The organism is Bacillus sp. MMSF_3353 (genome assembly GCF_030733445.1).
Taxonomy (GTDB): Bacteria; Bacillota; Bacilli; order Bacillales; family Bacillaceae_G; genus Bacillus_A; species Bacillus_A wiedmannii.
Genome location: NZ_JASHJA010000004.1, coordinates 494,717 through 520,950, shown reverse-complemented (window position 1 = coordinate 520,950; position 26,234 = coordinate 494,717). Strand labels below are relative to the sequence as shown.

27 protein-coding genes are annotated in these 26,234 nt (G+C 36.3%); 21 read left to right on the top strand and 6 right to left on the bottom strand.

Annotation, left to right across the window (positions count from 1 at the left end; genetic code table 11):
• A partial coding sequence (locus RBB48_RS13485) for a collagen-like repeat preface domain-containing protein (protein WP_306007755.1) occupies positions 1-817 on the bottom strand: 817 nt, incomplete at its 3' end.
• Between the two features lie 116 nt (positions 818-933).
• A complete protein-coding gene (locus RBB48_RS13480) occupies positions 934-1,896 on the bottom strand; it encodes a tyrosine-type recombinase/integrase (RefSeq protein ID WP_306007754.1) in 963 nt (320 codons plus the stop codon).
• Positions 1,897-2,161: 265 nt separating this feature from the next.
• On the opposite strand from RBB48_RS13480, the gene spoVK reads away from it, so the two are divergent.
• Complete coding sequence (gene spoVK / locus RBB48_RS13475) at positions 2,162-3,118, top strand: stage V sporulation protein K (RefSeq protein ID WP_087982006.1); 957 nt, start codon at positions 2,162-2,164, stop codon at positions 3,116-3,118.
• A 30-nt stretch (positions 3,119-3,148) separates the two neighbouring features.
• Here the strand turns inward: spoVK and RBB48_RS13470 are convergent, their stop codons facing one another.
• Entirely contained in the window at positions 3,149-3,286 is a 138-nt protein-coding gene (locus tag RBB48_RS13470) for a hypothetical protein (protein ID WP_165775587.1), read from the bottom strand.
• 99 nt (positions 3,287-3,385) lie between these two features.
• Entirely contained in the window at positions 3,386-4,009 is a 624-nt protein-coding gene (locus RBB48_RS13465) for a trimeric intracellular cation channel family protein (RefSeq protein ID WP_000312270.1), read from the bottom strand.
• Between the two features lie 92 nt (positions 4,010-4,101).
• Here RBB48_RS13465 and hflX point away from each other — a divergent pair, with 92 nt between their 5' ends.
• The 7 genes from hflX to RBB48_RS13430 all read left to right on the top strand — a co-directional run bounded on the left by hflX (position 4,102) and on the right by RBB48_RS13430 (position 10,558).
• Complete coding sequence (gene hflX, locus RBB48_RS13460; RefSeq protein WP_142398718.1) at positions 4,102-5,376, top strand: GTPase HflX; 1,275 nt, start codon at positions 4,102-4,104, stop codon at positions 5,374-5,376.
• Positions 5,369-6,640, top strand: coding sequence for a methionine gamma-lyase family protein (locus tag RBB48_RS13455; protein WP_000460307.1), 1,272 nt, complete (start codon positions 5,369-5,371; stop codon positions 6,638-6,640). The genes hflX and RBB48_RS13455 overlap by 8 nt, the downstream gene beginning before the upstream one ends.
• A gap of 175 nt (positions 6,641-6,815) precedes the next feature.
• Positions 6,816-7,205: a transcriptional repressor GlnR gene (glnR, locus tag RBB48_RS13450; protein ID WP_000656785.1), complete on the top strand. Its 390-nt coding sequence runs from the start codon at positions 6,816-6,818 to the stop codon at positions 7,203-7,205.
• Between the two features lie 48 nt (positions 7,206-7,253).
• The gene (gene glnA / locus RBB48_RS13445) at positions 7,254-8,588 is read left to right on the top strand and encodes a type I glutamate--ammonia ligase (RefSeq protein ID WP_000135338.1); all 1,335 of its coding nucleotides are present in this window, start codon (positions 7,254-7,256) and stop codon (positions 8,586-8,588) included.
• 304 nt (positions 8,589-8,892) lie between these two features.
• Positions 8,893-9,216: a PadR family transcriptional regulator gene (locus tag RBB48_RS13440; RefSeq protein WP_001102620.1), complete on the top strand. Its 324-nt coding sequence runs from the start codon at positions 8,893-8,895 to the stop codon at positions 9,214-9,216.
• A complete protein-coding gene (locus RBB48_RS13435) occupies positions 9,209-9,751 on the top strand; it encodes a DUF1700 domain-containing protein (protein WP_097907534.1) in 543 nt (180 codons plus the stop codon). The genes RBB48_RS13440 and RBB48_RS13435 overlap by 8 nt, the downstream gene beginning before the upstream one ends.
• Positions 9,752-10,558, top strand: coding sequence for a DUF4097 family beta strand repeat-containing protein (locus RBB48_RS13430; RefSeq protein ID WP_306007753.1), 807 nt, complete (start codon positions 9,752-9,754; stop codon positions 10,556-10,558).
• A gap of 88 nt (positions 10,559-10,646) precedes the next feature.
• Here the strand turns inward: RBB48_RS13430 and lexA are convergent, their stop codons facing one another.
• Positions 10,647-11,267, bottom strand: a complete 621-nt coding sequence (gene lexA, locus RBB48_RS13425) for a transcriptional repressor LexA (RefSeq protein ID WP_000413737.1) — start codon at positions 11,265-11,267, stop codon at positions 10,647-10,649.
• 141 nt (positions 11,268-11,408) lie between these two features.
• Between lexA and RBB48_RS13420 the strand changes: the two genes are divergently transcribed.
• Positions 11,409-12,065: a YneB family resolvase-like protein gene (locus tag RBB48_RS13420; RefSeq protein ID WP_046956545.1), complete on the top strand. Its 657-nt coding sequence runs from the start codon at positions 11,409-11,411 to the stop codon at positions 12,063-12,065.
• A 45-nt stretch (positions 12,066-12,110) separates the two neighbouring features.
• Positions 12,111-12,350, top strand: a complete 240-nt coding sequence (locus RBB48_RS13415) for a DUF896 domain-containing protein (RefSeq protein WP_001190582.1) — start codon at positions 12,111-12,113, stop codon at positions 12,348-12,350.
• Positions 12,351-12,389: 39 nt separating this feature from the next.
• On the opposite strand, the gene RBB48_RS13410 is transcribed toward RBB48_RS13415, so the two are convergent.
• A complete protein-coding gene (locus RBB48_RS13410) occupies positions 12,390-13,973 on the bottom strand; it encodes a bifunctional metallophosphatase/5'-nucleotidase (RefSeq protein WP_306007752.1) in 1,584 nt (527 codons plus the stop codon).
• 184 nt (positions 13,974-14,157) lie between these two features.
• Here RBB48_RS13410 and RBB48_RS13405 point away from each other — a divergent pair, with 184 nt between their 5' ends.
• The 11 genes from RBB48_RS13405 (at position 14,158) to RBB48_RS13355 (ending at position 26,046) form a co-directional block, all read left to right on the top strand.
• Positions 14,158-15,096 carry a phosphate/phosphite/phosphonate ABC transporter substrate-binding protein gene (locus tag RBB48_RS13405; RefSeq protein WP_088064232.1) on the top strand — a complete coding sequence of 313 codons (939 nt, stop codon included), beginning with the start codon at positions 14,158-14,160 and terminating at the stop codon, positions 15,094-15,096.
• Positions 15,097-15,180: 84 nt separating this feature from the next.
• On the top strand, positions 15,181-15,954 hold the full coding sequence (gene phnC / locus RBB48_RS13400) for a phosphonate ABC transporter ATP-binding protein (RefSeq protein ID WP_306007751.1): 774 nt from the start codon (positions 15,181-15,183) through the stop codon (positions 15,952-15,954).
• Positions 15,951-16,745, top strand: a complete 795-nt coding sequence (gene phnE, locus RBB48_RS13395) for a phosphonate ABC transporter, permease protein PhnE (RefSeq protein WP_000996079.1) — start codon at positions 15,951-15,953, stop codon at positions 16,743-16,745. Before phnC ends, phnE (RBB48_RS13395) begins: the two co-directional genes overlap by 4 nt.
• On the top strand, positions 16,745-17,548 hold the full coding sequence (phnE, locus tag RBB48_RS13390) for a phosphonate ABC transporter, permease protein PhnE (RefSeq protein ID WP_306007750.1): 804 nt from the start codon (positions 16,745-16,747) through the stop codon (positions 17,546-17,548). Before phnE (RBB48_RS13395) ends, phnE (RBB48_RS13390) begins: the two co-directional genes overlap by 1 nt.
• Positions 17,549-17,622: 74 nt before the next feature.
• Complete coding sequence (locus RBB48_RS13385) at positions 17,623-18,105, top strand: coproporphyrinogen III oxidase (RefSeq protein ID WP_088608934.1); 483 nt, start codon at positions 17,623-17,625, stop codon at positions 18,103-18,105.
• A 223-nt stretch (positions 18,106-18,328) separates the two neighbouring features.
• A complete protein-coding gene (gene tkt, locus RBB48_RS13380) occupies positions 18,329-20,329 on the top strand; it encodes a transketolase (protein ID WP_060487429.1) in 2,001 nt (666 codons plus the stop codon).
• Between the two features lie 156 nt (positions 20,330-20,485).
• Positions 20,486-20,926, top strand: coding sequence for a sporulation inhibitor of replication protein SirA (gene sirA / locus RBB48_RS13375; RefSeq protein ID WP_048527522.1), 441 nt, complete (start codon positions 20,486-20,488; stop codon positions 20,924-20,926).
• Positions 20,927-21,004: 78 nt separating this feature from the next.
• Positions 21,005-21,226, top strand: a complete 222-nt coding sequence (locus tag RBB48_RS13370) for a YneF family protein (protein WP_001123315.1) — start codon at positions 21,005-21,007, stop codon at positions 21,224-21,226.
• A gap of 123 nt (positions 21,227-21,349) precedes the next feature.
• Positions 21,350-23,101, top strand: coding sequence for an ABC transporter ATP-binding protein (locus RBB48_RS13365; protein ID WP_048544175.1), 1,752 nt, complete (start codon positions 21,350-21,352; stop codon positions 23,099-23,101).
• Positions 23,101-24,864: an ABC transporter ATP-binding protein gene (locus RBB48_RS13360; protein WP_060487428.1), complete on the top strand. Its 1,764-nt coding sequence runs from the start codon at positions 23,101-23,103 to the stop codon at positions 24,862-24,864. Before RBB48_RS13365 ends, RBB48_RS13360 begins: the two co-directional genes overlap by 1 nt.
• A 132-nt stretch (positions 24,865-24,996) precedes the next feature.
• Positions 24,997-26,046: a GH25 family lysozyme gene (locus tag RBB48_RS13355; RefSeq protein WP_306007749.1), complete on the top strand. Its 1,050-nt coding sequence runs from the start codon at positions 24,997-24,999 to the stop codon at positions 26,044-26,046.
• Positions 26,047-26,234: the final 188 nt, after the last annotated feature.

The following is a 26,234-nucleotide window of genomic DNA, read 5'->3' as shown; positions in this document are numbered from 1 at the left end:
TACCTTGAGGTCCGGTAGCACCAGTAGCGCCCGTGTTACCTCGAGGTCCCGTGGCACCAGTAGCACCCGTGTTACCTTGAGGCCCAGTGGCACCCGTAGCACCCGTGTTACCTTGAGGTCCGGTGGCACCAGTAGCGCCCGTGTTACCTCGAGGTCCGGTAGCACCAGTAGCGCCCGTGTTACCTTGAGGCCCAGTGGCACCAGTAGCGCCCGTGTTACCTTGAGGTCCGGTAGCACCAGTAGCGCCCGTGTTACCTCGAGGTCCGGTAGCACCAGTAGCGCCCGTGTTACCTCGAGGTCCGGTAGCGCCAGTAGCGCCTGCTGGCCCAGTAGGCCCGGTAGGTCCTTTAATGAATGAAGCAGAATTAACTAGAGCGGTTTGTAATGCTGCTATTAATTTAAGAAGCTCTTGAAGTGTGCAAGGGTCGATTCGGAATAGTTTTGTAATGTATAGTAAATAATTAATTAGATTTTGAAGCTCGATAAATACAGCGCTTGCTACGAAGGTTGGATTTTTTAATATAGTTATTAAGTTTTTAATAATAGCTAACCCTTGTGCTTTCAGGGAGGAAGTAGCGTCTAGTGAACAAATAAATTTACTTAGTAGGTTCAATGTATCGATTAGATCTTCAATGTTTTGAGGAGATGGATTTGCGAAAAGTTTTGGGATTATTTTTGTTAAATCAATAATGATTGCACGGAATGTTCTAAGTTGTACCTTAGTAACTGGGATTGATGGGGTATTTGGGATTCGTCCGGCGCTACTTGGAAAGCATGGTTTGGAGAATTTGTTCTGACTGTCGTTAAAATGAGACATTAAATCTCTCCTTTCTCATGAGGATATGAACGAAACTCATCATAGTAGATGCAAAAATTAGTTAAATGGTCATAGTAAAATCGTTTGTTTAAAGAAAAAATAGAAAAAACGCCTTATCATAAGGCGTTTTTTCTATTTTCTGCGTATTGATAATATCGTTTTAGTGAAACTTTTGATTTGAATCCAGCTAGTTTTATAATTTCTGACTCCGGAGTTTCTATTTTTATTAAGTTTAAAATATAGGTGTTACGAAAGTGTTGTCCTGAGATTCCTTTGCGTAAATTAGCTCTAGATACTTCAAGGCGAATCATTTTTTGGATAGCGATTTCTGTTAATCCCTTCGGTGCATCATTTTCGTATACCCATCTGTATGTTCCACGATTAAAATCAAATGCGATAAATAATGGGTCATGGCTATGATATTTTGGACGAACGGGTTCAGGGATGCTTTTGTAATAAGCATATAGTTGTTTTTTGTCTTCGTTAGTTAATGTAATTGTTCTTTCTACCCCTGCGGTTGCTGGGATAGATAATGTGTTAGTTTCAAAGTGGACGTGATGCAGAGTTAATGCTGTAAGTTCCTGTAAGGATAATCCATAGTCGATTAATAAGTTTAAAATAACGATATTACGATCTATCAATAAAGGGCGCACAGGACGTTGTTTTTCTGAAAGTCCTTCCAATGAAGAGACTATATGTTTTAATCTTTTTTCCTCATCAGATGAAATGAAATCTTCATCGCGAAGCCTGCGGTCTGGTTGGATAGAAATTTCCATATTCTTTAATGGATTAGGGATGTTTAGAAAGTGATGCATTCTATTTAATACAATAAATACACGGTGCATCGTTTTCTCTGAGTAATGTCGATTCTTTTTTAAGTCGAAAAAATAATCTTCATAGTCTTTTGTACAAAGTGTAGCCCATATATTACTGGAAGGGAGCTTTTTGTTTTTTTTTAACCAATGTCCGAAATCTTCAATGTCATAAACATAACGTTTAATGGTTGAAGGTTTTCGGCCTTTATTCAATAAAAAAATAGAAAAGGCTTGTATTGTATCATGGAATTCCGTTGTCTCCATAGTTCCACCACCTTCATTATTTCTTATATTATAGCAAACTTTTCTGAAAATAGTCATTTGCAAGGGAGACAGGAATAATAATATTTGGTGAGTGGATAAAGCGAAATTTTAATCAGTGGGATTTTGTTAATCCATCGCTGATCATTAGCCTGCACCAATCGGGCATTTACGGGCAATTATCTGCCGCCTAACTTCCTAATATTTGCTGAATTTTGAGGTGGGAGTCTTACTGCTCGCAAATAGCGGGATAAAATGAGGTGATTGTATGGAACAATCGATGCGAAAGAAAAATAATAATCAAATTAATATTGTGTTAAATCATCGAAAGAAAATTTCTTTACCAGCCGCAGAAAATAAAACAGTAATTTCAAATGAAACTACTACGAAACATGAGATGCTGCAAAGAATTGAAGAAGAAATGGGAAAGCTTATTGGGATGGATGATATAAAAAAGATAATAAAAGAAATATATGCTTGGATTTATGTAAATAAAAAAAGACAAGAAATAGGGTTAAAGTCTGAGAAGCAAGTACTCCATATGTTGTTTAAAGGGAATCCAGGTACAGGGAAGACAACTGTTGCTAGAATGATAGGGAAATTGTTGTTTGAGATGAATATTCTATCAAAAGGGCACTTAGTTGAAGCTGAACGTGCGGATCTTGTAGGAGAGTACATCGGTCATACAGCTCAAAAAACAAGAGATTTAATAAAAAAAGCAATGGGAGGTATTTTGTTTATTGATGAGGCGTATTCATTAGCCCGAGGGGGAGAAAAAGATTTTGGGAAAGAAGCAATTGATACACTCGTAAAGCATATGGAAGATAAACAACACGGTTTTGTATTGATATTAGCCGGATATTCAAGAGAAATGAATCACTTTCTTTCATTAAATCCAGGTCTGCAATCACGTTTTCCGTTTATAATTGAATTTGCGGATTACTCAGTAAATCAGCTGTTAGAAATAGGGAAGAGGATGTATGAAGAACGTGAATACCAGTTATCGAAAGAGGCTGAATGGAAATTTAGAGATCATTTACATGCCGTAAAGTACTCATCGCAAATTACATCGTTTAGTAATGGAAGATATGTACGGAATATTGTTGAAAAATCGATTCGTACACAGGCTATGCGGTTGTTGCAAGAGGATACGTATGATAAATATGATTTAATTGGGATATCAAGTTGTGATTTGATGCTTGAAGAGGAGACGCACAGTACGTAAACTGTGCGTCTGTTTTTTGTATAAGTGCTTTTACTCTTTTTTTGCTTTTTCTTGATAAGATTTATGGAAGTGTTCCATTTTAGCGCTTTTTTCGTGTGCAGAATTAGGATCGTGTCCAATTTGACCTACTGAGCTTTTTTGAGCGCCTTTATTAACATGGTTTGTCATTTGTATTCACCTCGCTTTGAGGATTAGTATAAACATTATGTAAAGAAAAACTCATTAGAAAAGAAAAACCTCTTTACGATATGTAAAGAGGTTAGATTGCTATTTATGCATTGAACGTTCTTTTGTATCGATACGTCTATGCGGTAAATGCCATTTGTAATGAATAGAAACCATGCGGAAGCAAACAATTAAAATGAATAAGGTATATAGAGCCCAATCGCTAACAATAATTTGAGCGCCGATTAAGAAACCTGCTAGAATCGTCCAAAAGGCATATACTTCAGCTCGAAGGACGAGAGGTTTTCTGCGGGCTAAAAGATCGCGGATGATACCACCGCCAATACCAGTTAAAACAGCTGCTACGATTGTAGCGCTAATTGGTAAATTTAATTTTTGAGCATATAATGCTCCTTGTACGGCGAATGCTGATAAGCCAATAGCATCAGTGATATTTTCCCACTTTTTCCAATGTCTAATTAATTTATTAGGAAAAAGAAAAATAATCGTCATTGATAGTAGTGCGATTTGGAATAACATGTCTTGTTGCCAAAACGCGACAATCGGATAACCGATTAATAAATTACGAAGGGCACCTCCCCCAAATGCGGTTGCCATTCCTAAAATATACACCCCGAAAATATCATAATCCTCTTCCATTGCAACAATGGCTCCGCTTAGTGCGAAAGCGATTGTGCCTATGATGCTAAAAATCTCCCATGCCATGAATTTTCTCCCCCGCTAACTAGATGAAATGTGCTTCCTCTGCTATTATATTAGAAGGTTTAAATTTCGAAAAGGATGAGTGAACATATTTGATGGAAGAAAAAGAAAAAGTCATATTAGTAGGCTGTCAATTGCCACAAGATGATGATGAAAAGTTTATGCATTCCATGAAAGAGCTTGCATCGCTAGCGAAGACTGCACGAGCAGAATTGTTAGTGTCTACAACGCAAAAACGACCGAAGTTTCATCCGGCGACCTATATAGGTAAAGGTAAATTAGAAGAGCTTACAATGTTAACGGAAGAATTAGAACCGGATGTTATCGTATTTAATAACGAATTAACGCCGAGTCAAATTCGGAATTTATCCTCAGTATTAGATGCGAGGGTGATTGATCGAACGCAACTAATATTAGATATTTTTGCGCAACGTGCGAAGTCGAGGGAAGGTAAGCTTCAAGTAGAATTAGCTCAGTTGCAATATACAATGCCACGTCTTATGGGGCAAGGATTGTCTTTATCACGTCTTGGTGGTGGTATTGGAACGAGAGGGCCGGGTGAGACGAAACTTGAGACGGATCGTCGTCATATTCGATCACGCGTTGATGAAATAAAGAAACAACTTGCAGTTGTTGTGGAGCATCGAAAAAGATATCGTGAGAGAAGAAAAGATAATAAAGTATTTCAAGTTTCATTAATAGGGTATACGAATGCGGGAAAATCTACACTGTTTAATAGATTGACGGAAGCAGATACGTTTGAAGAAAACTTGTTGTTTGCAACGCTAGACCCGACGACAAGGAAGATGCCGTTACCTTCAGGTTATACAGTATTACTAACTGATACGGTGGGCTTTATACAAGATTTACCTACGTCATTAATTGCTGCTTTTCGTTCGACATTAGAAGAAGCTGGTGAAGCGGATGTTATTTTACATGTAGTTGATTCAGCGGATCCTAATTATGTAGGGCATGAGAAAACAGTAAAACAATTATTGTCAGAACTTGAAATTAATCATATTCCTATTATTACGTTATATAATAAAAAAGATGAATTACATCAAAACTTTATTCCGTTTCCGAAAAGTGACTTCTTAATGACTAGTGCCTTTGAACAAAGTGATTTATTGCATATAAAAGAAGCGATAGAAACGAAAATGAAGGAAGAAATGAATCGTTATCAAGTGGGAATTCCACCGAGTGAAGGTAAGTTGTTAACGCTATTAAAGACGGAGACGCTATTAACAAAGATGGAGTTTCTGGAAGATAAATTTGTATATAATTGCGTGGGGTATATTTTTGCTCATTCATCGCTTAATGTGCAATTAAAGAGATTTTTAGTGGAAGAAGGAGAAAATAAAAATGTTTGATCGTTTGAAAAATGGAGAAAAAATTGCTCCAATCGTAAAAGAAGTAGAGAGCCAGATTACAGAAGTACATAAACGCGCGGATGAAGTAATTGAAAGCAATCAGTTTCGAGTGTTAGAAAGTTTCCGTAAACATAAAATTAGTGACTCGCATTTTATTCCGACGACAGGTTACGGTTATGATGATATTGGCCGTGATACGTTAGAAAAAGTGTATGCGGATGTATTTGGAGCGGAAGCTGGTCTTGTTCGTCCGCAAATTATTTCAGGTACTCATGCTATTTCTACAGCGTTATTCGGTGTTTTACGTCCGGGAGATGAGTTATTGTACATCACTGGCAAACCGTATGATACATTAGAAGAAATCGTTGGTGTACGCGGAAAAGGTGTAGGTTCATTTAAAGAATATAATATTGGTTATAATGCAGTTCCGCTTACTGAAGAGGGGCTTGTTGATTTTGGAGCTGTTGCGACTGCAATTCATAGTAATACGAAGATGATTGGGATTCAGCGCTCAAAAGGTTATGCTACTCGTCCATCGTTTACTATTTCTCAAATTAAAGAGATGATAGCATTCGTTAAAGAAATTAAACCTGATGTTGTTGTGTTTGTAGATAACTGTTATGGTGAGTTTATTGAAGAGCAAGAACCATGTCATGTAGGTGCAGATTTAATGGCAGGTTCGCTTATTAAAAACCCTGGTGGTGGAATTGTTAAAACTGGTGGTTACATTGTTGGTAAAGAACAGTATGTTGAAGCGTGTGCATATCGTTTAACATCTCCGGGAATCGGTGCGGAAGCAGGGGCATCTTTATACAGTCTGCAAGAAATGTATCAAGGTTTCTTCTTAGCGCCGCATGTAGCGGGACAAGCGCTAAAAGGTGCGATTTTTACAGCTGCATTTTTAGAGAAGTTAGGAATGAATACATCACCAGCATGGAATGCACCAAGAACAGATTTAATTCAGTCTGTTCAATTTGATGATAAAGATCGTATGATTGCATTCTGCCAAGCGATTCAATATGCATCTCCAATTAATTCTCACTTCACTCCATATGCCAACTATATGCCGGGTTATGAAGATGATGTAATTATGGCTGCGGGAACGTTTATTCAAGGTGCAAGTATTGAATTGTCAGCTGATGGTCCAATTCGTCCGCCTTATGTTGCTTACGTGCAAGGTGGGTTAACTTATTCACATGTGAAGATTGCGATTTGTTCTGCAATTGATGCGTTAATTGAAAAAGAATTATTAACAATTTCTTAAGGGGAAGCTGTCGATTTCGACAGCTTTTTTCGTGTGAAAGTAATGATTAATCTCATTAGAAAAAAGAATGAAAAAATTTATAAAAAAATCATGTAAGAAAAGCTAACATCTATTGACACTAAACATAACATGGTATAAAATGAGAAGCAGTTAAGGCGAAGGAGGAACTGAAACAATGAAAGAAGATAGACGTTCTGCCCCGCTGTTTCCTATTGGTATTGTTATGGATTTAACACAATTATCTGCACGTCAAATTCGCTACTATGAAGAGCATAATCTTGTTTCTCCAACCCGTACAAAGGGGAATCGTAGATTATTTTCATTTAACGATGTAGATAAGTTGTTAGAGATTAAAGATTTATTAGATCAAGGCTTGAATATGGCTGGTATTAAACAAGTGTTACTAATGAAAGTAAATCAAACAGAAACAGTGAAAGTAAAAGAAGAAACGAAAGAAATTTCAAAAACTGAGCTTCGCAAAATACTTCGAGATGAACTACAACATACAGGTAGATTTAATCGGACTTCATTGCGACAAGGTGACATTTCAAGGTTTTTTCACTAAAGATAACTGATTCTGAAGGTGTTTAGAGGGACTAAGGAGGAATTTATAATGGCTAGGTACACAAGAGAAGATATTTTCCGTTTGGCGAAAGAAGAGAATGTAAAGTATATCCGCTTACAATTTACGGACCTTTTAGGAGTAATTAAAAACGTAGAAATTCCAGTGAGCCAATTAACAAAAGCTCTTGATAACAAAATGATGTTTGATGGATCTTCTATTGAAGGTTTCGTACGTATTGAAGAATCTGATATGTACTTATATCCAGATTTAGATACTTGGGTAATTTTCCCTTGGACAGCTGAAAAAGGAAAAGTAGCTCGATTAATCTGTGATATTTACAATGCAGATGGCACTCCATTTGATGGCGATCCACGTAACAACTTAAAGCGTGTATTAAAAGAAATGGAAGCATTGGGATTCTCAGATTTCAATCTTGGACCAGAGCCAGAATTCTTCCTATTTAAAGTAGATGAAAAAGGAAATCCAACATTAGAATTAAACGATAACGGTGGATACTTCGACCTTGCGCCGATGGATCTAGGGGAAAACTGTCGTCGTGATATCGTGCTTGAACTTGAAGAAATGGGCTTTGAAATTGAAGCGTCTCACCATGAGGTTGCTCCAGGGCAACATGAAATTGACTTTAAATATGCAAATGCAATTCGCTCATGTGATGACATTCAAACATTCAAACTTGTTGTAAAAACAATTGCTCGTAAACATGGTTTACACGCAACATTTATGCCAAAACCATTATATGGTGTGAACGGTTCAGGTATGCACTGTAACTTATCACTATTCAAAAATGGTGAGAACGTATTCTTCGATCAAAACGGTGACTTACAATTAAGTGATGATGCTCGTCACTTCATCGCAGGTATTTTAAAACACGCACCAGCATTTACAGCGGTAGCAAATCCAACTGTAAACTCTTACAAGCGTTTAGTACCTGGATACGAAGCTCCTTGTTACGTAGCATGGTCTGCGCAAAACCGTAGCCCATTAGTACGTATCCCTGCATCTCGTGGTATTAGTACACGCGTAGAAGTACGTAGTGTTGACCCAGCTGCAAACCCATATTTAGTAATGGCTACATTATTAGCAGCAGGTCTTGATGGAATTAAAAACAAATTAACTCCACCAGCTGCAGTAGACCGTAACATCTATGTAATGACAAAAGAAGAGCGCGAAGAAGCAGGTATCGTTGACTTACCAGCAACATTAGCGCAAGCATTAGTTACATTACAATCTAATGAAGTAGTATGCGGTGCACTAGGAGAACATTTACTTGAGCACTTCATCGAAGCAAAAGAGATTGAGTGGGACATCTTCCGCACGCAAGTTCACCAATGGGAACGCGACCAATATATGTCTCTATACTAAGAGAGAAAAAAGCCTTGATACTACGGTATCAGGGCTTTTTTTATTTGTGGGCAAATATAAAGGCTTGTGAAATGAATTAGATGGGTGCCCGCAAAATGCCCGAAAAAAGTCATGTGGATTATTTAAAATGCGTGCTAGCTATGAATGAAAATGTGGAAGTTGAAATATGGTGTGGATGTATTTAATTCGAAAATTAAGTATTGAAAAATATAGTACCTTGCAATGAATAATACTAAGTGGTATATTATGGATATAACGGGTACCGTGTATTGAATAGTACTGAAATAAGAAAGGGGGATTGACCTTGAACGTTCAGTTTAAAAAAGGCGTGTTAGAACTGTGTGTTTTAGCACTTGTGAAACGTAAAGATTGTTACGGCTATGAACTTGTTCAGCAAATCTCAAATAAATTTTTAATATCGGAAGGGTCAGTGTATCCTTTATTACGTCGTTTAACGAAAGAAGGATATTTTCAAACGTATTTAAAAGAATCTACAGAGGGACCGCCTCGTAAATATTATCAACTAACTGAGCAAGGGGAAACGCAACTGAATTTGTTAGTAACGGAGTGGCGTGATTTTGCAAAAGGCGTACAAGAAATTATTGAAGGGGTGGAATGGGATGAGTAAAGAACAGTTTCTTAAAGAATTATCAAGTCATCTTAGAAAGTTACCGGAAGAAGAGAGGGAAGATATTTTATTTGATTATGAAGAGCATTTTCAGTTTGGAATAGAAGAAGGAAAAACTGAATCGGAAATAATAAAGGGCCTTGGCTCTCCGAAAGTAATTGCAAAAGACTTACTTGCTTTGTATCGCTTTGACGAAATGAAAAAGGACCCATCAACTACCAATATAACAAGGGCTGTTATGGCAGCGATTGGACTTAGTTTGTTTAATTTTATTATTGTGTTAGGCCCGTTAGTTGCAATTATTGCTTTTATATTTTCCTTCTGGCTCGGTGGAATTGCTAGTGTAGTGACACCATTTTTCGTTATTGGAAAAGTATTTATGGGTACTTTTATATGGTTGGATTTATTCGTTAGTATAACGTTTGTTGGAGTAGGTTTGTTGTTATGTATTATCGCTTATTATAGTACGAAGTGGTTTAAAAAGTTATGCGTACGTTATGTAATATGGAACTTCAAAATGATAAAAGGGGAGTAGATGATGAAGAAAATATTGTTAGTAGCTATCGCTTGTATCATTATTGGAGTAATAGGGATTTCACAAACATATGAAAAAGTAGTGCAAACTGCAGAAGAAGGAAATAAAGAAGACGTAATTAAAAACGAAACACTAAAAAATATAGAAGTTAAGTTAGATGCTGGGGATATTGTTGTCCAAAAATCTCCCGACTCTTCTTTTTATGTAAAGCAATCAGGAGATGTACGTAAACACGAGGTTCGTATTGCCGAAGATGGTGACACATTAAAAATTATTGGGGAAAGAGAAAAAGGTGCTTCATTTGATTTTTCTTTTTACGATTTTAGATTTCAAACGTCTACAATAACTCTCCTTGTGCCTGAACGTTCATACCAAGAGATAAAAATAAATTCATCAGCTGGACAAATAGAAATAAGTGATGTGAAAAGTGATTGTGTAAGTGTTGGGACACTCGCTGGAGAAGTAGATTTGAAAAATGTCACAGCAAAAAGTGTGGAAGGATCTTCAAAAGCTGGTGAGGTGAGCTTTAAGAAGGTAATAGGAAAAGTAACTGCGAAGTCGGCTAGCGGGGAAGTGCATATTATGGATCATGATCCTAAATATGATGTAGAGGCAAGTTCAACCGCTGGGGATGTAGATATTACTTTATTAGAAAAACCACAAGATGCAGTTATAACGGGGCAAAGTGCTGCTGGCGAAGTAATGATTTTTAATGAAGAAAATAAAAATATAACAATTGGCAATGGTAGTAAAAAGATTAGTGGTAAAACAGCTGCTGGCGATGTGACGATTGAAACTCGTTCATAAGAAATAAAATGTATGAAAATCTATCAAAATACAAAAAAAGAAGATAATTACCGTATATAAATAAGGTAATTATCTTCTTTTATTATTCTTAATGTAAATCACGATATACGCCAATTACTTTTCCAATAACTGACACTTGTTTTAAAATGATAGGTTCTAATGAAGAGTTTTCCGGTTGTAGACGGAAATGGTCTTTTTCTTTATAGAAACGTTTAACAGTTGCTTCGTTATCTTCTGTTAAAGCGACTACAATTTCACCGTTGTATGCAGACTGTTGTTGGCGAACAACAACTAAATCCCCATCGAAAATACCAGCTTCAATCATACTATCTCCGGAAATACGTAACATAAATACTTGGTCTGCTCCAGCAACAATGCTAGCTGGAAGTGGGAAATGATCTTCTACACTTTCAACTGCTGTAATAGGTAATCCAGCAGTAACTTTTCCGACAATTGGAACTTGAATAACAGATTGTGTCTCTGTATCCATTCGGTTGTCACCTAAAATTTCAATTGCTCGTGGTTTTGTTGGATCGCGTCGAATATATCCTTTTTCTTCTAGTCGTGATAAATGTCCGTGCACTGTAGAACTAGAAGCGAGGCCGACTGCTTGACCGATTTCACGTACGGAAGGTGGATATCCTTTTTCTTGTACTTTTAGCTTAATAAAGTCGAGAATGTCTTGCTGGCGTTTCGTTAACTTTTCCATGTTTTCTAACACCTCGTTTTCTTTCATTTTTCTTATTAATAAGTATAACATGCGAAAAAACATTCTACAAACATAAGTTCGAACGAAAGAAGAATTTATGATACACTATAAGGAAAATATAGTGAGAAAGAAGGGTTCAATATGAATGCAATTATTTATGCACGTGTGAGCACAACAAAAGAAGAACAGGAAACATCATTATTGCGTCAAAAAGATGAATTATTGCATTTAGCTGAGCGCTATCAAATGAATGTTGTAAAGGTGATTGAGGAGCAGGCTAGTGGTTATACAATTGAACGTGATGGCATATTAGAAGTGCTAGATACAATTCGCGATGAACAAGTTGATGTACTTCTCATACAAGATGAAACGCGCCTTGGTAGAGGGAATGCAAAGATTGCATTAATGCACTGTTTACATAAAGAGGGAATAAAAGTATATACGCATACGCATAATGGAGAATTAGAACTCTCTGACTCTGATTCGATGGTACTAGATATAATTGGGATTGTTGAAGAGTATCAAAGAAAGATCCACAATTTAAAAATTAAACGTGGCATGCAAAGAGCGGTAGAGAAAGGATTTCGTCCAGAGAATAATTTGAAAAATCGTCATTTAAGTATAGGACGTGAGAAAAAAGAAGTGCCAATTGAGGAAATTGTACGTTTACGCCGGAATGAATTAACTTTTGAAGAAATTGCAGCAACACTTCGTGGTTTTGGTCATGATGTTTCAAAAGCAACTGTACATCGAAGATATGTAGAATATACAAAGCAATTGCTTGATAAAGAGGACTAACTATTGTATGATAATAATCAGTTTTGAGTAAAAGGGGGATTCGAGATGCAAAGTCACGAACTCATTGAACGCATTAACTTCTTAGCGAAAAAAGCAAAAGCTGAAGGTTTAACTGAAGAAGAACAACGTGAGCGCCAATCGCTACGTGAACAATATTTAAAAGGATTTCGTCAAAATATGTTAAACGAACTTAAAGGAATTAAAGTTGTTAACGAAGAAGGTACTGATGTTACACCGGCGAAATTAAAAGCTTTAAAAAAGCAAGATAATGCAAAATTAAACTAAAAGATGGGCGAAGCCCATCTTTTTTATTTATTATATCCGTTATTTAATAACTTTCCAGTTGTTATTGACTGTTGCTTCTATCTTTTTGTGCTTCAATATATAGTTAGCGATAAGTTCAGACATATCTGTTGGTATGTCTTTTATTACGGGCTTATTTTGAAACATAAAGAAGTTCCCTCCGCCACTTGCGCGATAATTATTCATAACGACGTCATATTCTTCATTCATATGAAGTGGAGCGCCTTTATACTGTAAGGATTCTACTCTCTCGCCAATTGGTTTGGAAATGTTTAATACGTACGAAATTCCTTCCCACATATCGTAATTATAGTGTTGCGGCTTTGGTTCTATGTAGGTGGGGTTTACGATGATAGTTCCATCTGCTTTTAATATGAAATAAGAAGCAGAGAGTTCAAGGGCATCTTTTATATCCGCTCCAGTTATTCTAATTACTTTTAATGTATTTGGATAAATATAATTAGAAACGATGTCACGCATTGTTACATATTTCGGGAAACCTGGAGATGTATTATGGAATAAGCTTGTACAAGAAATGGAAACATTAGCTATATCCATCTGTATTTTATTTATGAATTCAATAAAAGGATGGTTTTGCAAACGAGTTTGCATAGCATCTGAAATTTGCATGTTCCCATAGATTACTCCAATAGGTTGATCGAGCCAATTTTGTGTTTTTTCTTCATAATCGGCAACCAAGGAAAGAATATGTTGGTCAGCCTCAATTCCTTGTACGGGCAATAATTGTGAATCACTCTCTTTTTTTACCCATTTTTTTTCTGTTTTTTCGAATGTTACTGTTACTTTTCCAACGGAGTGTCCATTGCATCCAGTCTGTAAAATTGTTACACCATTCATTACGGTGTGAGCGATTTCCCGGTGTTGGTGGCCTGTTAGTAAAATGTCTATGCCTTCAATTTCATGGCACATTGCATATCCTTGGTTTTCACCTGTTAAAACTTCAGTCGGTACCCCAGTTTGTAAATCGCGTTCAAATCCCCCATGGTAGGCTACGACTAATAAATCGGGTTTCTCGTGTTCGCGAATGTAAGAAACCCATCTTTTTGTTGTTTCTAATGCATCTTCAAATTGTAAATCTTGAATGTGATGGGGTTGTTCCCAATTGGGAATGTAATGCGTTGTCATCCCTAAAATAGCAATTTTTATATTTGATTCAATATGTTTTATTATATATGGTTTCCCGAAATAAGGTTCTTTTCTGTTTTTATCTAAAATATTTGCTGATAGATACGGAAAGTTTGCAGTAGAAATAGCATTATTTAATATGTCCATTCCATAATTAAATTCATGATTCCCAATAACTGCAGCATCATAACGTAAATAGTTCGCTAATAAAGACATTGGATTTTTCTTATCTTCTTCATATGTAGCGTAATGATAAGTAAAGGGTGTTCCTTGTATGAAGTCACCGTTATCAATTAAAAGAACGTTTCTATTTTGGGAACGTTCTTTTTTTATAAGAGTAGAAATTTTGGCTAAACCAATTTCAGCTTGGGAGTTATCTTGGTAGTGAATTGGATAAACAGTGCCATGTATATCACTTGTTAATAAAATGTTTAAAGTTACAATTTGATTTGGATTCAATATCATTCACCTTTTCTATTGTTATCTACTAATTAAGCATATCAAATATATGAAGAGAATTTTAATGAGAATGTATAGAATGTGTAAAGATTCTGTAAATAAGAAAATATACGTGAAAATGTGTGATATATTTCTTCATGTTTACGGAAGGCAATTTTATAACAACAAAATTGGAGGCATTAATATGTTGAAAAAAGTTTTTGCAATGAGTACGACAGTTGTACTAGCGGCGGGATTATTAAGTGGTTGTGGAACGAAAGAATCAAGTGCAAGTAAAACTGAAGATACGAAAAAAGGTTATGTACCGAAGACTTTAAATGTTCAATTTGTTCCTTCTCAAAATGCAGATACGTTAGAGGCAAAGGCAAAACCATTGGAAAAGTTATTAAGTGATAAATTAAATGTTCCGGTAAAAGTTAGTATTTCAACGAATTACAATACAATTGTAGAAGCGATGGCGTCTAAGCAAGTAGATGTAGGGTTTTTACCTCCAACAGCGTATGTGCTAGCGCATGAGAAAAAGGCTGCAAACGTAATTTTACAAGCACAACGTTTTGGAGTAGATGATGAAACGGGAGCTCCTACAAAGGATTTAGTAGACTTTTATAAATCTGAGTTTGTAGTTAAGAAAGATTCAAATATTAACAGTGTAAAAGATTTAAAAGGTAAAAAAATTGGTTATCAAGATGTAACGTCATCAGCGGGGTATGTATGGCCTGCGGCTGTATTGTTAAAAGAGGGAATTGATCCGCTAAAGGATGTGAAACCTGTTACATTAAAAGGTCACGATCAGTCGCTGATTGCTCTTTTAAATGGTGATGTAGATGTATCTGTTGTATTCCAAGATGCTCGTAATATTGTGAAAAAAGATTATCCGAATATATTCGATCAAACGAAAATAGTGAAATTTACGGAAAAAATTCCTAACGATACGATTTCGGTACGTTCTGATTTAGATGCAGAGTGGAGTAAGAAATTACAGGACGCTTTCATTGAAATAGGAAAGAATGAGGAAGGTCACAAAATCATTAAAGAAGTATATTCACATGAAGGATATGTTAAATCTGATGATAGTAAATTTGATATCGTTCGTGAATATGGAAAGAAAGTAAAAACGCAATAATACATATGGAAATGGCAGCTAACTGGAAGGTGTATGTTTCCAGTTAGTTTGCCATTTTGAATACATAGAAGGTAGGTAAGATGTGTGATAGAATTTCGAAATGTTTCCAAAATGTATCCGAATGGTACAAAAGGATTGAATAATATAAACTTGAACATTCAAAAAGGTGAGTTTGTTGTAATGGTAGGGCTGTCGGGGGCTGGAAAGTCTACACTTCTTAGATCGGTAAATCGCCTTCATGAGATTACAGAAGGAGAAATCTTGATTGAAGGTGAGTCTATTACTGCTGCGAAAGGAAAAGAATTACGACGCATGCGCCGGGATATTGGTATGATTTTTCAAAGTTTTAACCTTGTAAAACGATCAACAGTTTTGAAGAATGTATTAGCTGGGCGTGTTGGATACCATTCGACTTTTCGTACAACGTTAGGTCTATTTCCAAAAGAAGATTTGGAGCTTGCCTTTCAATCGTTAAAAAGGGTGAAAATTTTAGAAAAAACATATGCGCGAGCTGATGAATTATCAGGAGGACAACAGCAACGTGTATCGATTGCTAGAGCGTTGGCACAAGAAGCAAAAATCATATTGGCAGATGAACCTGTTGCGTCGTTAGATCCGCTAACAACAAAGCAAGTATTAGATGATTTGAAAAAAATTAATGAAGATTTTGGGATTACAACAATTGTAAACTTACATTCTATTGATTTAGCTAGGCAATATGCGACACGCATTATTGGATTACATGCAGGCGAAATTGTTTTTGATGGTTCAGTAGAAGAGGCAACGGATGAAAAATTTGCTGAAATTTATGGAGATGTAGCGCAGAAAAGTGAATTATTAGAGGTGGCAGTTAAATGAATGACGCGACGATATATTCGAAATCGATACCGAAGCCGCCGAGTAAGTTGAAACATATGTTAACGGCTATTCTAGTCATTTTACTGTTGTGGGGAAGTAGTGTACAGGTTGACGCATCATTTTCAAAACTAGTAGTTGGTTTTCCCAATATGATTGATTTGTTAAAAGAGATGGTGCCGCCTGATTGGAGTTATTTTCAAGTTATTACAACAGCGATGTTAGATACAATACGTATGGCGATTATTGGGACGACTTTAGGAGCGATTTTAGCTATTCCACTGGCACTATTTGCGGCAAGTAATGTGTTTACTAGTACATTTTTGTACGGTCCAGCTCGATTGGTTTTAAATTTTATCCGAACGATACCAGATTTATTATTAGCAGCAATTTTCGTAGCTATTTTTGGAATAGGACCACTTCCAGGTATTTTAGCTCTTACTTTTTTCTCAATTGGGCTCGTGGCGAAATTGTTGTATGAGTCAATGGAATCGATTGATCCAGGTCCATTAGAGGCGATGACAGCAGTAGGAGCAAATAAAGTGCAATGGATTGTGTATGGGGTAATTCCGCAAGTGAAAGCACATTTTGTCTCCTATGTTCTTTATACATTTGAGGTGAATGTACGTGCAGCAGCTGTTTTAGGTTTAGTAGGAGCGGGTGGTATTGGGTTGTATTATGACCGTACACTTGGATTTTTACAATATCAACAAACTGCATCTATTATTATTTATACTCTTGTTGTTGTATTGTTAATTGATTATGTAAGTACATTGTTGCGGGAGAAATTATAATGAGTAAAACGACGATAATTGTACCAAAACCGAAGAAACCGAGTGTGTATCGCTGGTTTATTTTTATAGCACTTGCATTTGTTTATGTATGGGCTTTTTCAGGAGTCCCGCTAGAGGGAATAAAGGATACGGCAAGAGAAATTACAAAAGCAATTATGACAGGTGTATTGAATCCAGATTGGTCGTATGTATCTTTGCCAGATGGTGAAGATTTATTACATGGCTTAATTGATACGTTGGCAATTGCGATATTAGGTACATTTATTTCTGCCTTTTTATCTGTTCCATTCGCTTTTTGGGCGGCAACGAATATGAGCAGTGGAAAATTAACGGCAGGAACTGGGAAATTTGTACTTAGTTTTGTTCGTACATTTCCTGAATTAGTTATGGCTCTTTTATTTATAAAAGCTGTTGGACCAGGCTCCTTTGCCGGAGTTCTAGCTTTAGGATTACACTCTATCGGAATGTTAGGGAAATTATATTCAGAAGGAATTGAAAATATAGATAAAGGACCGACGGAAGCGTTAATAGCTACAGGTGCGAATCGCTTTCAAATACTTTGGTATGCAGTATTGCCACAAGTATTACCGGATTTTCTATCGTATACGTTATACAGGTTCGAAATTAATGTACGATCCGCTGCCATTTTAGGTGTTATTGGAGCAGGTGGGATTGGTACGCCTCTAATTTTTGCACTGAGTTCACGCAATTGGTCTCGTGTGGGTATTATTTTATTGGGTATTATTTTAATGGTAATTATCATTGATTTTATTTCAAGTTCGATACGGAAGAAAATTGTATAATTTATTTTAAGCACCTATAAAAGGTGCTTTTTTATATAATAAGAATAATAAATGTGAGCAATAGGGGGGATAATTTGGCTTTACAGCACGAGTTTGTATTTGTTTCGAATGAAAAAAAAGGGTTGGATTTTATAGGTATAGATTGGATTGAACTTTGTTTTCTATATAAAGAAGAGGCAACGATAGATGAGTGTGTTGTATTAAGTGATGAGCTAATCGTATATCTATTAGATTTTACCCATTGGATTCCGACCTATTATCCAGCGAAAAGAGCAGAAGGGTTTGGAATTCACTATTATGGTATTACGAAAATAGAACAGCAAGGGGCAGTGATAGCAGAACAGTTATTTTGTTCGCTAGTTAACATGTTTTCTCTAGCGCCAGAAACAATCGAACTGACAGGGCAGTTTCAATGGGAAAATGATAATAATACTGATGGAGGATATGAAAGATACGTATTTGATCGAGATAAATTATGCCAAGATTTAAATTCTTTTATTCGTTTGCTTTGCAGAGTGAAAAATGGGGAAGGATATATTTTGCATTATGGAATTTGAAAATGATGAATAAATATACAGATAATTCCCTTTCTTTTTAAAATAAAAATAATGAAAAAGTATGTCATATTGAATACCCATACATTCCCGAAATCATTGATTTTTTTATGAAAAGCCAAAAAAATATCAACATATTTGTCGATACATGTTGTATAATCTTGCGTGGGAAGCTATCATATAAATGTATAAAACGTTTACTAATATAAGCGAAGGGAAGAATAGCATGTCACATTCAATCGAACAACTTTCTATCAACACGATTCGCACATTATCCATCGATGCGATTGAAAAAGCAAACTCTGGTCACCCAGGAATGCCAATGGGTGCAGCACCAATGGCTTATACATTATGGACTCAATTTATGAAACACAATCCAAATAACCCAACGTGGTTTAACCGTGATCGTTTCGTATTATCTGCAGGTCATGGTTCAATGTTACTATACAGCCTACTTCACCTATCTGGTTATGATGTAACAATGGATGACTTAAAGAACTTCCGTCAATGGGGAAGCAAAACTCCAGGACATCCTGAGTACGGTCATACAGCAGGTGTAGACGCAACTACTGGTCCACTTGGACAAGGTATTGCAACTGCTGTAGGTATGGCAATGGCTGAAAGACATTTAGCGGCTAAATATAACCGTGATGCGTATAATGTAGTAGATCATCATACATACGCTATTTGTGGTGATGGAGATTTAATGGAAGGCGTTTCTGCTGAAGCATCTTCATTAGCTGCTCATTTACAATTAGGTCGTCTTGTTGTGCTTTATGATTCAAACGATATTTCATTAGATGGCGATTTAAATCGTTCATTCTCTGAAAGTGTAGAAGATCGTTACAAAGCATACGGATGGCAAGTAATCCGTGTTGAGGATGGAAACGATATTGAAGCTATCGCGAAAGCAATCGAAGAAGCGAAAGCTGACGAAAAACGCCCAACGCTAATTGAAGTAAGAACGACAATTGGTTTCGGTTCTCCAAACAAATCAGGAAAATCAGCTTCACATGGTTCTCCACTTGGTGTAGACGAAACAAAATTAACGAAAGAAGCATATGCTTGGACTGCTGAGCAAGACTTCCATGTAGCAGAAGAAGTATATGACAACTTCCGTAAAACTGTACAAGATGTTGGTGAAACTGCGCAAGCAGCGTGGAACACTATGCTAGGTGAATATGCACAAGCATACCCAGAATTAGCAAACGAATTACAAGCGGCAATGAATGGTCTTCTTCCAGAAGGTTGGGAGCAAAACTTACCAACTTATGAATTAGGATCAAAAGCAGCAACTCGTAATTCTTCAGGTGCTGTAATTAATGCAATTGCAGAGTCTGTACCATCATTCTTCGGTGGATCTGCTGACCTTGCTGGTTCTAACAAAACATACATGAATAACGAAAAAGACTTTACAAGAGATGATTACAGCGGAAAAAACATTTGGTACGGTGTACGTGAGTTCGCAATGGGTGCAGCAATGAACGGTATTGCACTACATGGCGGTTTAAAAACTTACGGTGGTACGTTCTTCGTATTCTCTGACTACTTACGTCCAGCAATTCGTCTTGCAGCATTAATGCAATTGCCAGTAACGTATGTATTCACACACGACAGTATCGCTGTTGGTGAAGATGGTCCAACACATGAACCAATCGAGCAATTAGCAGCGCTACGTGCAATGCCAAATGTATCTGTTATTCGTCCAGCTGATGGTAACGAATCTGTTGCAGCTTGGAGACTAGCTCTAGAATCTACAAACAAACCAACTGCTTTAGTATTAACTCGTCAAGACCTTCCAACATTAGAAGGTGCAAAAGAAGATACGTATGAAAAAGTAGCAAAAGGTGCATATGTAGTTTCTGCAAGCAAGAAAGAAACAGCTGATGTAATCTTACTTGCATCTGGATCTGAAGTAAGTCTAGCTGTTGAAGCGCAAAAAGCGTTAGCAGTAGACGGCGTTGACGCAGCTGTTGTCAGCATGCCATCTATGGATCGCTTTGAAGCTCAAACAGCTGAGTACAAAGAATCTGTATTACCGAAAGCCGTAACAAAACGTTTCGCAATCGAAATGGGTGCTACATTCGGATGGCACCGTTACGTAGGTCTTGACGGAGATGTGTTAGGTATCGATACATTCGGTGCTTCTGCTCCTGGTGAGAAGATTATGGAAGAGTATGGATTTACTGTAGAGAACGTTGTTCGTAAAGTAAAAGAAATGCTTTAATGATTTTAGAAAAATCTCTCCGGCATGGAGAGATTTTTCTATGTAAATGAGTTTTTTCGACAGAAAAAGTTTTTTATCTCTCCGCAGTCAGACAATCATTGCAAAATTTCTTCTATATAATGAAGGGAAAAGGTTGTCCAGATTGGGAGGCGAAAGATGAAAACGTATGAATTGTATTTAATTCAAGAGGATATTGCGAAAGCTTACTTTGGTCGTGAATATTTGTTTTTTGATTTATTTGCTAGATTTTCAGAATCTGGGTCCCTTTCGGAGAGAAAAGTGTTATATAAACAAATGATGTATATAACGATGCCATTACAAGTAATGAAAATTCACCATAAATTAGAACAAGCTTTGCGCGTTCTTGGTAAATATGATCGAACACATCATACACATACACTTTATACAGGAGCGGAATACGGCGAAATAATGGTGAAACCGCACTATATTCGCATGAATACCTCTGGAAACGTTTCTATGGAAACGACTTTCTTTGAGGTGTTAAGAAAGTGTGAATTAACATTTTTAGCTATGGATTATGAAAATACAAAGTACGGATGGCTGAATCCTCTAAAACAAGTACGAACATATGTGTAAAAAATGTCGAATTGTATCTTGTCTTATTGAAAAGGTTTTAGTACACTGTAAGGTAGACAACATGAAGGAGGAAAATATATGCCAATTTGGTTAGGTATTCTAGTGGGCGTAGTAGCACTAGTAGCAGGCGTGGCGTTAGGATTTTTCATTGCCCGCAAATACATGATGAACTACTTAGAAAAAAATCCACCAATTAATGAACAAATGTTAAAAATGATGATGATGCAAATGGGACAAAAACCTTCCCAAAAGAAAATCAATCAAATGATGAGCGCGATGAATAAGCAACAAACGAAATAAGCGCTAAAAGACACTCGCTAAGAGTGTCTTTTCTTTTTGTTAGTTATGTAGTTTAAAACTTTTAAAAATTCAGTATTTTTGGTAAACTGAAAACATCGCTCATTTTAAGGGAGGAGGATAAAAATGAAGGTATTTATTAATTTAGCGTGGTTTTTTAAACAAGAAAAACGAGCGTACATAATCGGAATTATTATGTTATTTGGTGTCGCGCTTCTTGAACTTGTAGCTCCGAAAGTACTAGGTATTGTAGTAGATGAAATTAATAATGGAACATTAACATCTGAAAAATTGTTGAAGTGGGTTATTCTGTTAGTAGTTGTAGGGATTACTATGTACATATTACGTTATTTATGGCGTATTATGATTTTTGGATCTTCGTTAAAACTAGCCCGTCAATTACGAAAGAATTTATATGAACATTTTACAAGGATGAGCCCATCTTTCTATCAATCACGTCGTACGGGTGATTTGATGGCGCATGCGACTAATGATATTCAGGCGATTCAACAAACTGCTGGATCGGGCGTTTTAACACTTGTTGACTCATTAGCGGTTGGGGGATGTGTACTCGTAGCGATGGGTTTTACAATTAGTTGGAAGTTAACATTGTTAAGCTTAATTCCAATGCCGATTGTAGCGATTTCGACAAATTATTATGGAACGTTATTACATAAAAGGTTTCATAAAGCGCAGCAATCGTTTTCAGAAATCAATGATAAAGTGCAAGAGAGTATGAGTGGGATGAAGGTAATTCGATCACTTGGACAAGAGAAAGAAGATTTACAAGCATTTCGAAAAAAATCAGAAGATGTTGTACATAAAAATATGTTAGTCGCACGTATTGATTCGTTGTTTGATCCAACAATCTCTCTTATCGTTGGATTTTCTTTTTTAATTGCAGTGTGTTACGGGTCAGTATTAGTTGTGAGGGGTGAATTAACTGTAGGTGATCTCGTTACATTTACAACGTATTTAGGTACCCTCGTTTGGCCAATGTTAGCCTTTGGATGGTTGTTTAATATTATGGAGCGTGGGCGTGCTTCGTATGACCGTGTAGAAAAAATTCTCTCGCAAAAATCAGATGTAGTAAATAGAGAAGATGCTGTACATAAAGTAGCAAGCGGTGATGTTACATTTGCGGTCGATTCATTTTCATATAAGAAAAATGAACTGTTACAGCTAATAGATGTTCACTTTGATTTGAAGAAGGGTGAAACACTAGGAGTTGTCGGACGTACAGGAGCAGGGAAAACGACTTTATTAAAATGTTTAATCCGTGAGTATGATCATTTTAGTGGTGAATTAAAAGTTGGGGAGCGGGATATTCGCGATGTAACACTTTACGGTGTCCGTTCTGCCATTTCATACGTGCCGCAAGATCATTTTTTATTTTCAGCGAGTATTGGGGAGAATATTGCCTTCGGAAAGGCGGATGCTACATATAATGAAATAACCCGCGCTGCAGAGATTGCTTGTATTCATAATGACATCCTCCAATTTTCAGAAGGGTATGAAACGGTAGTAGGAGAAAGAGGCGTTTCGTTATCTGGAGGTCAAAAACAGAGAATCTCTATTGCACGTGCTTTATTAACGAATGCGGAAATTTTAATTTTAGATGATTGTTTATCAGCGGTAGATGCAAAAACAGAAGAAACGATTTTAAATGCATTAAAGAGGGAAAGAGCAGGAAAAACAACGATTATTACTGCTCATCGTTTAAGTGCAATTCAACATGCCAATCTTATACTTGTTGTGGATGAAGGCAGAATTGTGCAACGAGGTACACATGAACAATTAATGAAAGAAAACGGTTGGTATAAAGAAATGTACGAGAGCCAGCAGTTAGAAGCATTAGTCGAGAAAGGAGGCGTATGATGACCGGGAAGAAGCGGAGTGATTTAAGTAGATTACTTTCTTATATGAAGCCATATAAAAGGTTACTATCTTTAGCATTTATCTTTTTAGTTGGTGCAACTGTAACTGAAATGATGGGTCCTTTTTTAATTAAACAATTTCTTGATGAACATTTAGTACCACGTAACTTTGATCAATCAGCACTTGTTACTCTATTTGTAGTGTATCTTATTGCTCACTTATTAAAAGTATTATTTACTTATTTAGACTTATTGTATTTTCAAAATATCGCTTTTAAAATTGTTCAAGATATGCGTGTTGAAGTATATAATCATGTTCAAAAGTTGTCATTAAGTTTCTTTGATCGTACGCCGATTGGTACGCTTGTATCGCGCATAACGAATGATACGGAAGCAATTAAAGATTTTTATGTCAGTGTATTATCCACATTTGTCAAAAATGTAGTCTTTTTAATAGGTATTTTAGTAGCAATGTTTTTATTAAATGTAAAACTAGCTCTATTTTCTCTCGTATTAATTCCGATAATGTTTGCAATTATGGTGCTATATCGCCGGAAGAGTGCAGCCTTTTATTTAGAAGTACGTAATCAATTAAGCGTGTTAAATGCAAAGTTGAATGAGTCCATTCAAGGAATGAATATTGTTCAAGTGTTCAGGCAAGAAAAGCGTATGAGAAAAGAGTTTGAAGAAGTGAATAATAAACATTATAGTGCAGGGCGACGGACGTTAAAGTTAGACGCGTTACTTTTACGTCCAGCAACTGATTTAGTTCATATTGTGGCTATTGCGTTAGTACTTGGTTTATTTGGAATTGATGCTTTGAAGAGTCCTGTTGAAGTAGGTGTCTTATATGCGTTTGTTAACTATATACATCGTTTCTTCCAGCCTGTAAATGAGATGATGATGAAATTATCATTTTTCCAACAGGCACTTGTTTCATCATCACGTGTATTTCATTTAATGGATGAGAAAGATTTAGCTCCAGTTCAAAAAGGGGATGGAAATCCTCAAGTTGTTAATGGAGAAATTGAATTTAAAAATGTTACTTTTTCGTATGATGGAAAACGTGATGTTTTAAAAAATGTATCTTTTCACGTGAAACAAGGGCAAACAGTTGCTTTCGTTGGGCACACTGGTAGCGGAAAAAGTACTATTATGAATTTGTTAATGCGATTTTATAATATTAAGTCCGGAAATATTGTAATAGATGGTGTAGATTTAGAGAGATTTGAAGAAAGAGAAATTAGAAAGAAAATAGGACTCGTATTGCAAGATGCATTTTTATTTGCGGGAAATGTAAAACAAAATATTCGTATGTACAATGAAGAAATTACGGATGAAGAAGTAAAAGAAGCGGCACAATTTGTGCAAGCGAATACGTTTATTGAAAAATTACCAGAGCAGTATGAAACAGAAGTAGTAGAAAGAGGAGCTGCATTTTCTAGTGGTCAACGACAATTAATTGCTTTTGCTAGAACGATAGCAACGAATCCGAAAGTATTAGTATTAGATGAAGCAACAGCTAATATTGATACAGAAACAGAAGATGCGATCCAAACAGCATTACAGCAAATGCGAAAAGGGAGAACGACTATAGCAATTGCACACAGATTATCTACAATTCAAGATGCAGATCAAATTTTTGTTATGCATGATGGAGAAATAGTAGAAAGAGGAACACATCAAGAATTACTGAGTGAGCAAGGGTTGTATTATAATATGTATTTACTACAAAATAAAGGGATTTTACAAAAGGCCTTGTAATTATAAGGCCTTTTTACTTTGTTTATAAAATATGTTTGCTCTCAATTTCTATAGTATAAACGTCGTGACCCTTTATTAAAGTTGTACATATTGTATGTATACGAAATGAAAAAAATTGATAGGAGCTTTTATATGCAAGATAGATCTAGTTCAAATATTACGTTTATCGATGTGTCTCATTGGGAAGGGAACATTGATTGGAATGCAGTGAAGGGATCGGGTATTTCAGCGGCGTATGCAAAAGCGACAGAAGGTGTGAATAATCTTGATCCTACTTTGGTTCAAAATGTACAAGCAGCACGAAATGCGAATGTATTAATCGGTGCATACCATTTTGCACATCCAGAACTAAATGATGCAATTTCAGAAGCGAAACATTTTGTGAATATATTACAAAGCAATCAGACAGACTTAATGCCAGTTTTAGATTTAGAATCACCGATAGATCCGAGTAATAGTAATTTAACTGGTACTGCTATATCTAATTGGGCAAGAAGTTTCATAAATTATGTGAAACAGGCTACTGGAAAAGATGTCATGTTATATACAGGAGTTTGGTATATTAATGAGTTTGGAATTAACGGATTAAGCGATATTCCACTTTGGATTTCTAAATACTCTAGTACGCCGCCTGCTGATGCTGGTGGATGGACAGAGTGGACAGCATGGCAATACACAGATTCTGGTCAAATTTCAGGTGTAGTAGGAAATTGTGACGTATCAGCAGCGGTTTCATTAGAAGCTTTGCAAGGAAATGGAACAAATGGTGGTGGAAATGTTTCTCCACCTAGTACTGCTACTGCAGTCTACGGCGTTGCTGTAATTAAAGGCGATAATGTAAATTTACGGGGTGGACCATCTTTACAATCTAGTGTAATTCGCCAGCTAAATAGAGGAGAATCATATGAAGTTTTGAATGAACAAGATGGTTGGCTTGCTTTAGGTGGAAACGAATGGATATACTATGATCCAAGTTACATTCAGTATAAACATTATGTGGCGACTATTACTGGTGATAATGTGAATCTGCGGGATGCTCCATCATTAAATGGAAATGTTATAAGACAGTTACATCGCGGTGAGGCTTATAGAGTATGGTGTAAGCAAGATGGCTGGCTTGGTTTAGGTGGAAATGGCTGGATATACTATGATTCAAGTTATGTTCAGTATGGTGTACAATAAAATGCACGTAAAAGGTATCTCGCCTGAGATTCCTTTTATTCTGCTATTTGCGAGCAACCTGAAACAATCAGTAGGGAATGAGAAAAATCGCTTATTAAAGTCTCTCTTCATTAAAAATATGTGATTTTTACAAAGTGTATATTGAAAGCATAGTATAATATAATGGATGTTTATAAAAATAAATGAAA

Bases quoted from the DNA above. Each gene is read 5' to 3' on its own strand.
- RBB48_RS13480 (WP_306007754.1), bottom strand. From the start codon at position 1,896: ATGGAGACAACGGAATTCCATGATACAATACAAGCCTTTTCTATTTTT.
- spoVK (WP_087982006.1), top strand. From the start codon at position 2,162: ATGGAACAATCGATGCGAAAGAAAAATAATAATCAAATTAATATTGTG.
- RBB48_RS13470 (WP_165775587.1), bottom strand. From the start codon at position 3,286: ATGACAAACCATGTTAATAAAGGCGCTCAAAAAAGCTCAGTAGGTCAA.
- RBB48_RS13465 (WP_000312270.1), bottom strand. From the start codon at position 4,009: ATGGCATGGGAGATTTTTAGCATCATAGGCACAATCGCTTTCGCACTA.
- hflX (WP_142398718.1), top strand. From the start codon at position 4,102: ATGGAAGAAAAAGAAAAAGTCATATTAGTAGGCTGTCAATTGCCACAA.
- RBB48_RS13455 (WP_000460307.1), top strand. From the start codon at position 5,369: ATGTTTGATCGTTTGAAAAATGGAGAAAAAATTGCTCCAATCGTAAAA.
- glnR (WP_000656785.1), top strand. From the start codon at position 6,816: ATGAAAGAAGATAGACGTTCTGCCCCGCTGTTTCCTATTGGTATTGTT.
- glnA (WP_000135338.1), top strand. From the start codon at position 7,254: ATGGCTAGGTACACAAGAGAAGATATTTTCCGTTTGGCGAAAGAAGAG.
- RBB48_RS13435 (WP_097907534.1), top strand. From the start codon at position 9,209: ATGAGTAAAGAACAGTTTCTTAAAGAATTATCAAGTCATCTTAGAAAG.
- RBB48_RS13430 (WP_306007753.1), top strand. From the start codon at position 9,752: ATGATGAAGAAAATATTGTTAGTAGCTATCGCTTGTATCATTATTGGA.
- lexA (WP_000413737.1), bottom strand. From the start codon at position 11,267: ATGGAAAAGTTAACGAAACGCCAGCAAGACATTCTCGACTTTATTAAG.
- RBB48_RS13420 (WP_046956545.1), top strand. From the start codon at position 11,409: ATGAATGCAATTATTTATGCACGTGTGAGCACAACAAAAGAAGAACAG.
- RBB48_RS13415 (WP_001190582.1), top strand. From the start codon at position 12,111: ATGCAAAGTCACGAACTCATTGAACGCATTAACTTCTTAGCGAAAAAA.
- RBB48_RS13405 (WP_088064232.1), top strand. From the start codon at position 14,158: ATGTTGAAAAAAGTTTTTGCAATGAGTACGACAGTTGTACTAGCGGCG.
- phnE (WP_000996079.1), top strand. From the start codon at position 15,951: ATGAATGACGCGACGATATATTCGAAATCGATACCGAAGCCGCCGAGT.
- phnE (WP_306007750.1), top strand. From the start codon at position 16,745: ATGAGTAAAACGACGATAATTGTACCAAAACCGAAGAAACCGAGTGTG.
- tkt (WP_060487429.1), top strand. From the start codon at position 18,329: ATGTCACATTCAATCGAACAACTTTCTATCAACACGATTCGCACATTA.
- sirA (WP_048527522.1), top strand. From the start codon at position 20,486: ATGAAAACGTATGAATTGTATTTAATTCAAGAGGATATTGCGAAAGCT.
- RBB48_RS13370 (WP_001123315.1), top strand. From the start codon at position 21,005: ATGCCAATTTGGTTAGGTATTCTAGTGGGCGTAGTAGCACTAGTAGCA.
- RBB48_RS13365 (WP_048544175.1), top strand. From the start codon at position 21,350: ATGAAGGTATTTATTAATTTAGCGTGGTTTTTTAAACAAGAAAAACGA.
- RBB48_RS13360 (WP_060487428.1), top strand. From the start codon at position 23,101: ATGACCGGGAAGAAGCGGAGTGATTTAAGTAGATTACTTTCTTATATG.
- RBB48_RS13355 (WP_306007749.1), top strand. From the start codon at position 24,997: ATGCAAGATAGATCTAGTTCAAATATTACGTTTATCGATGTGTCTCAT.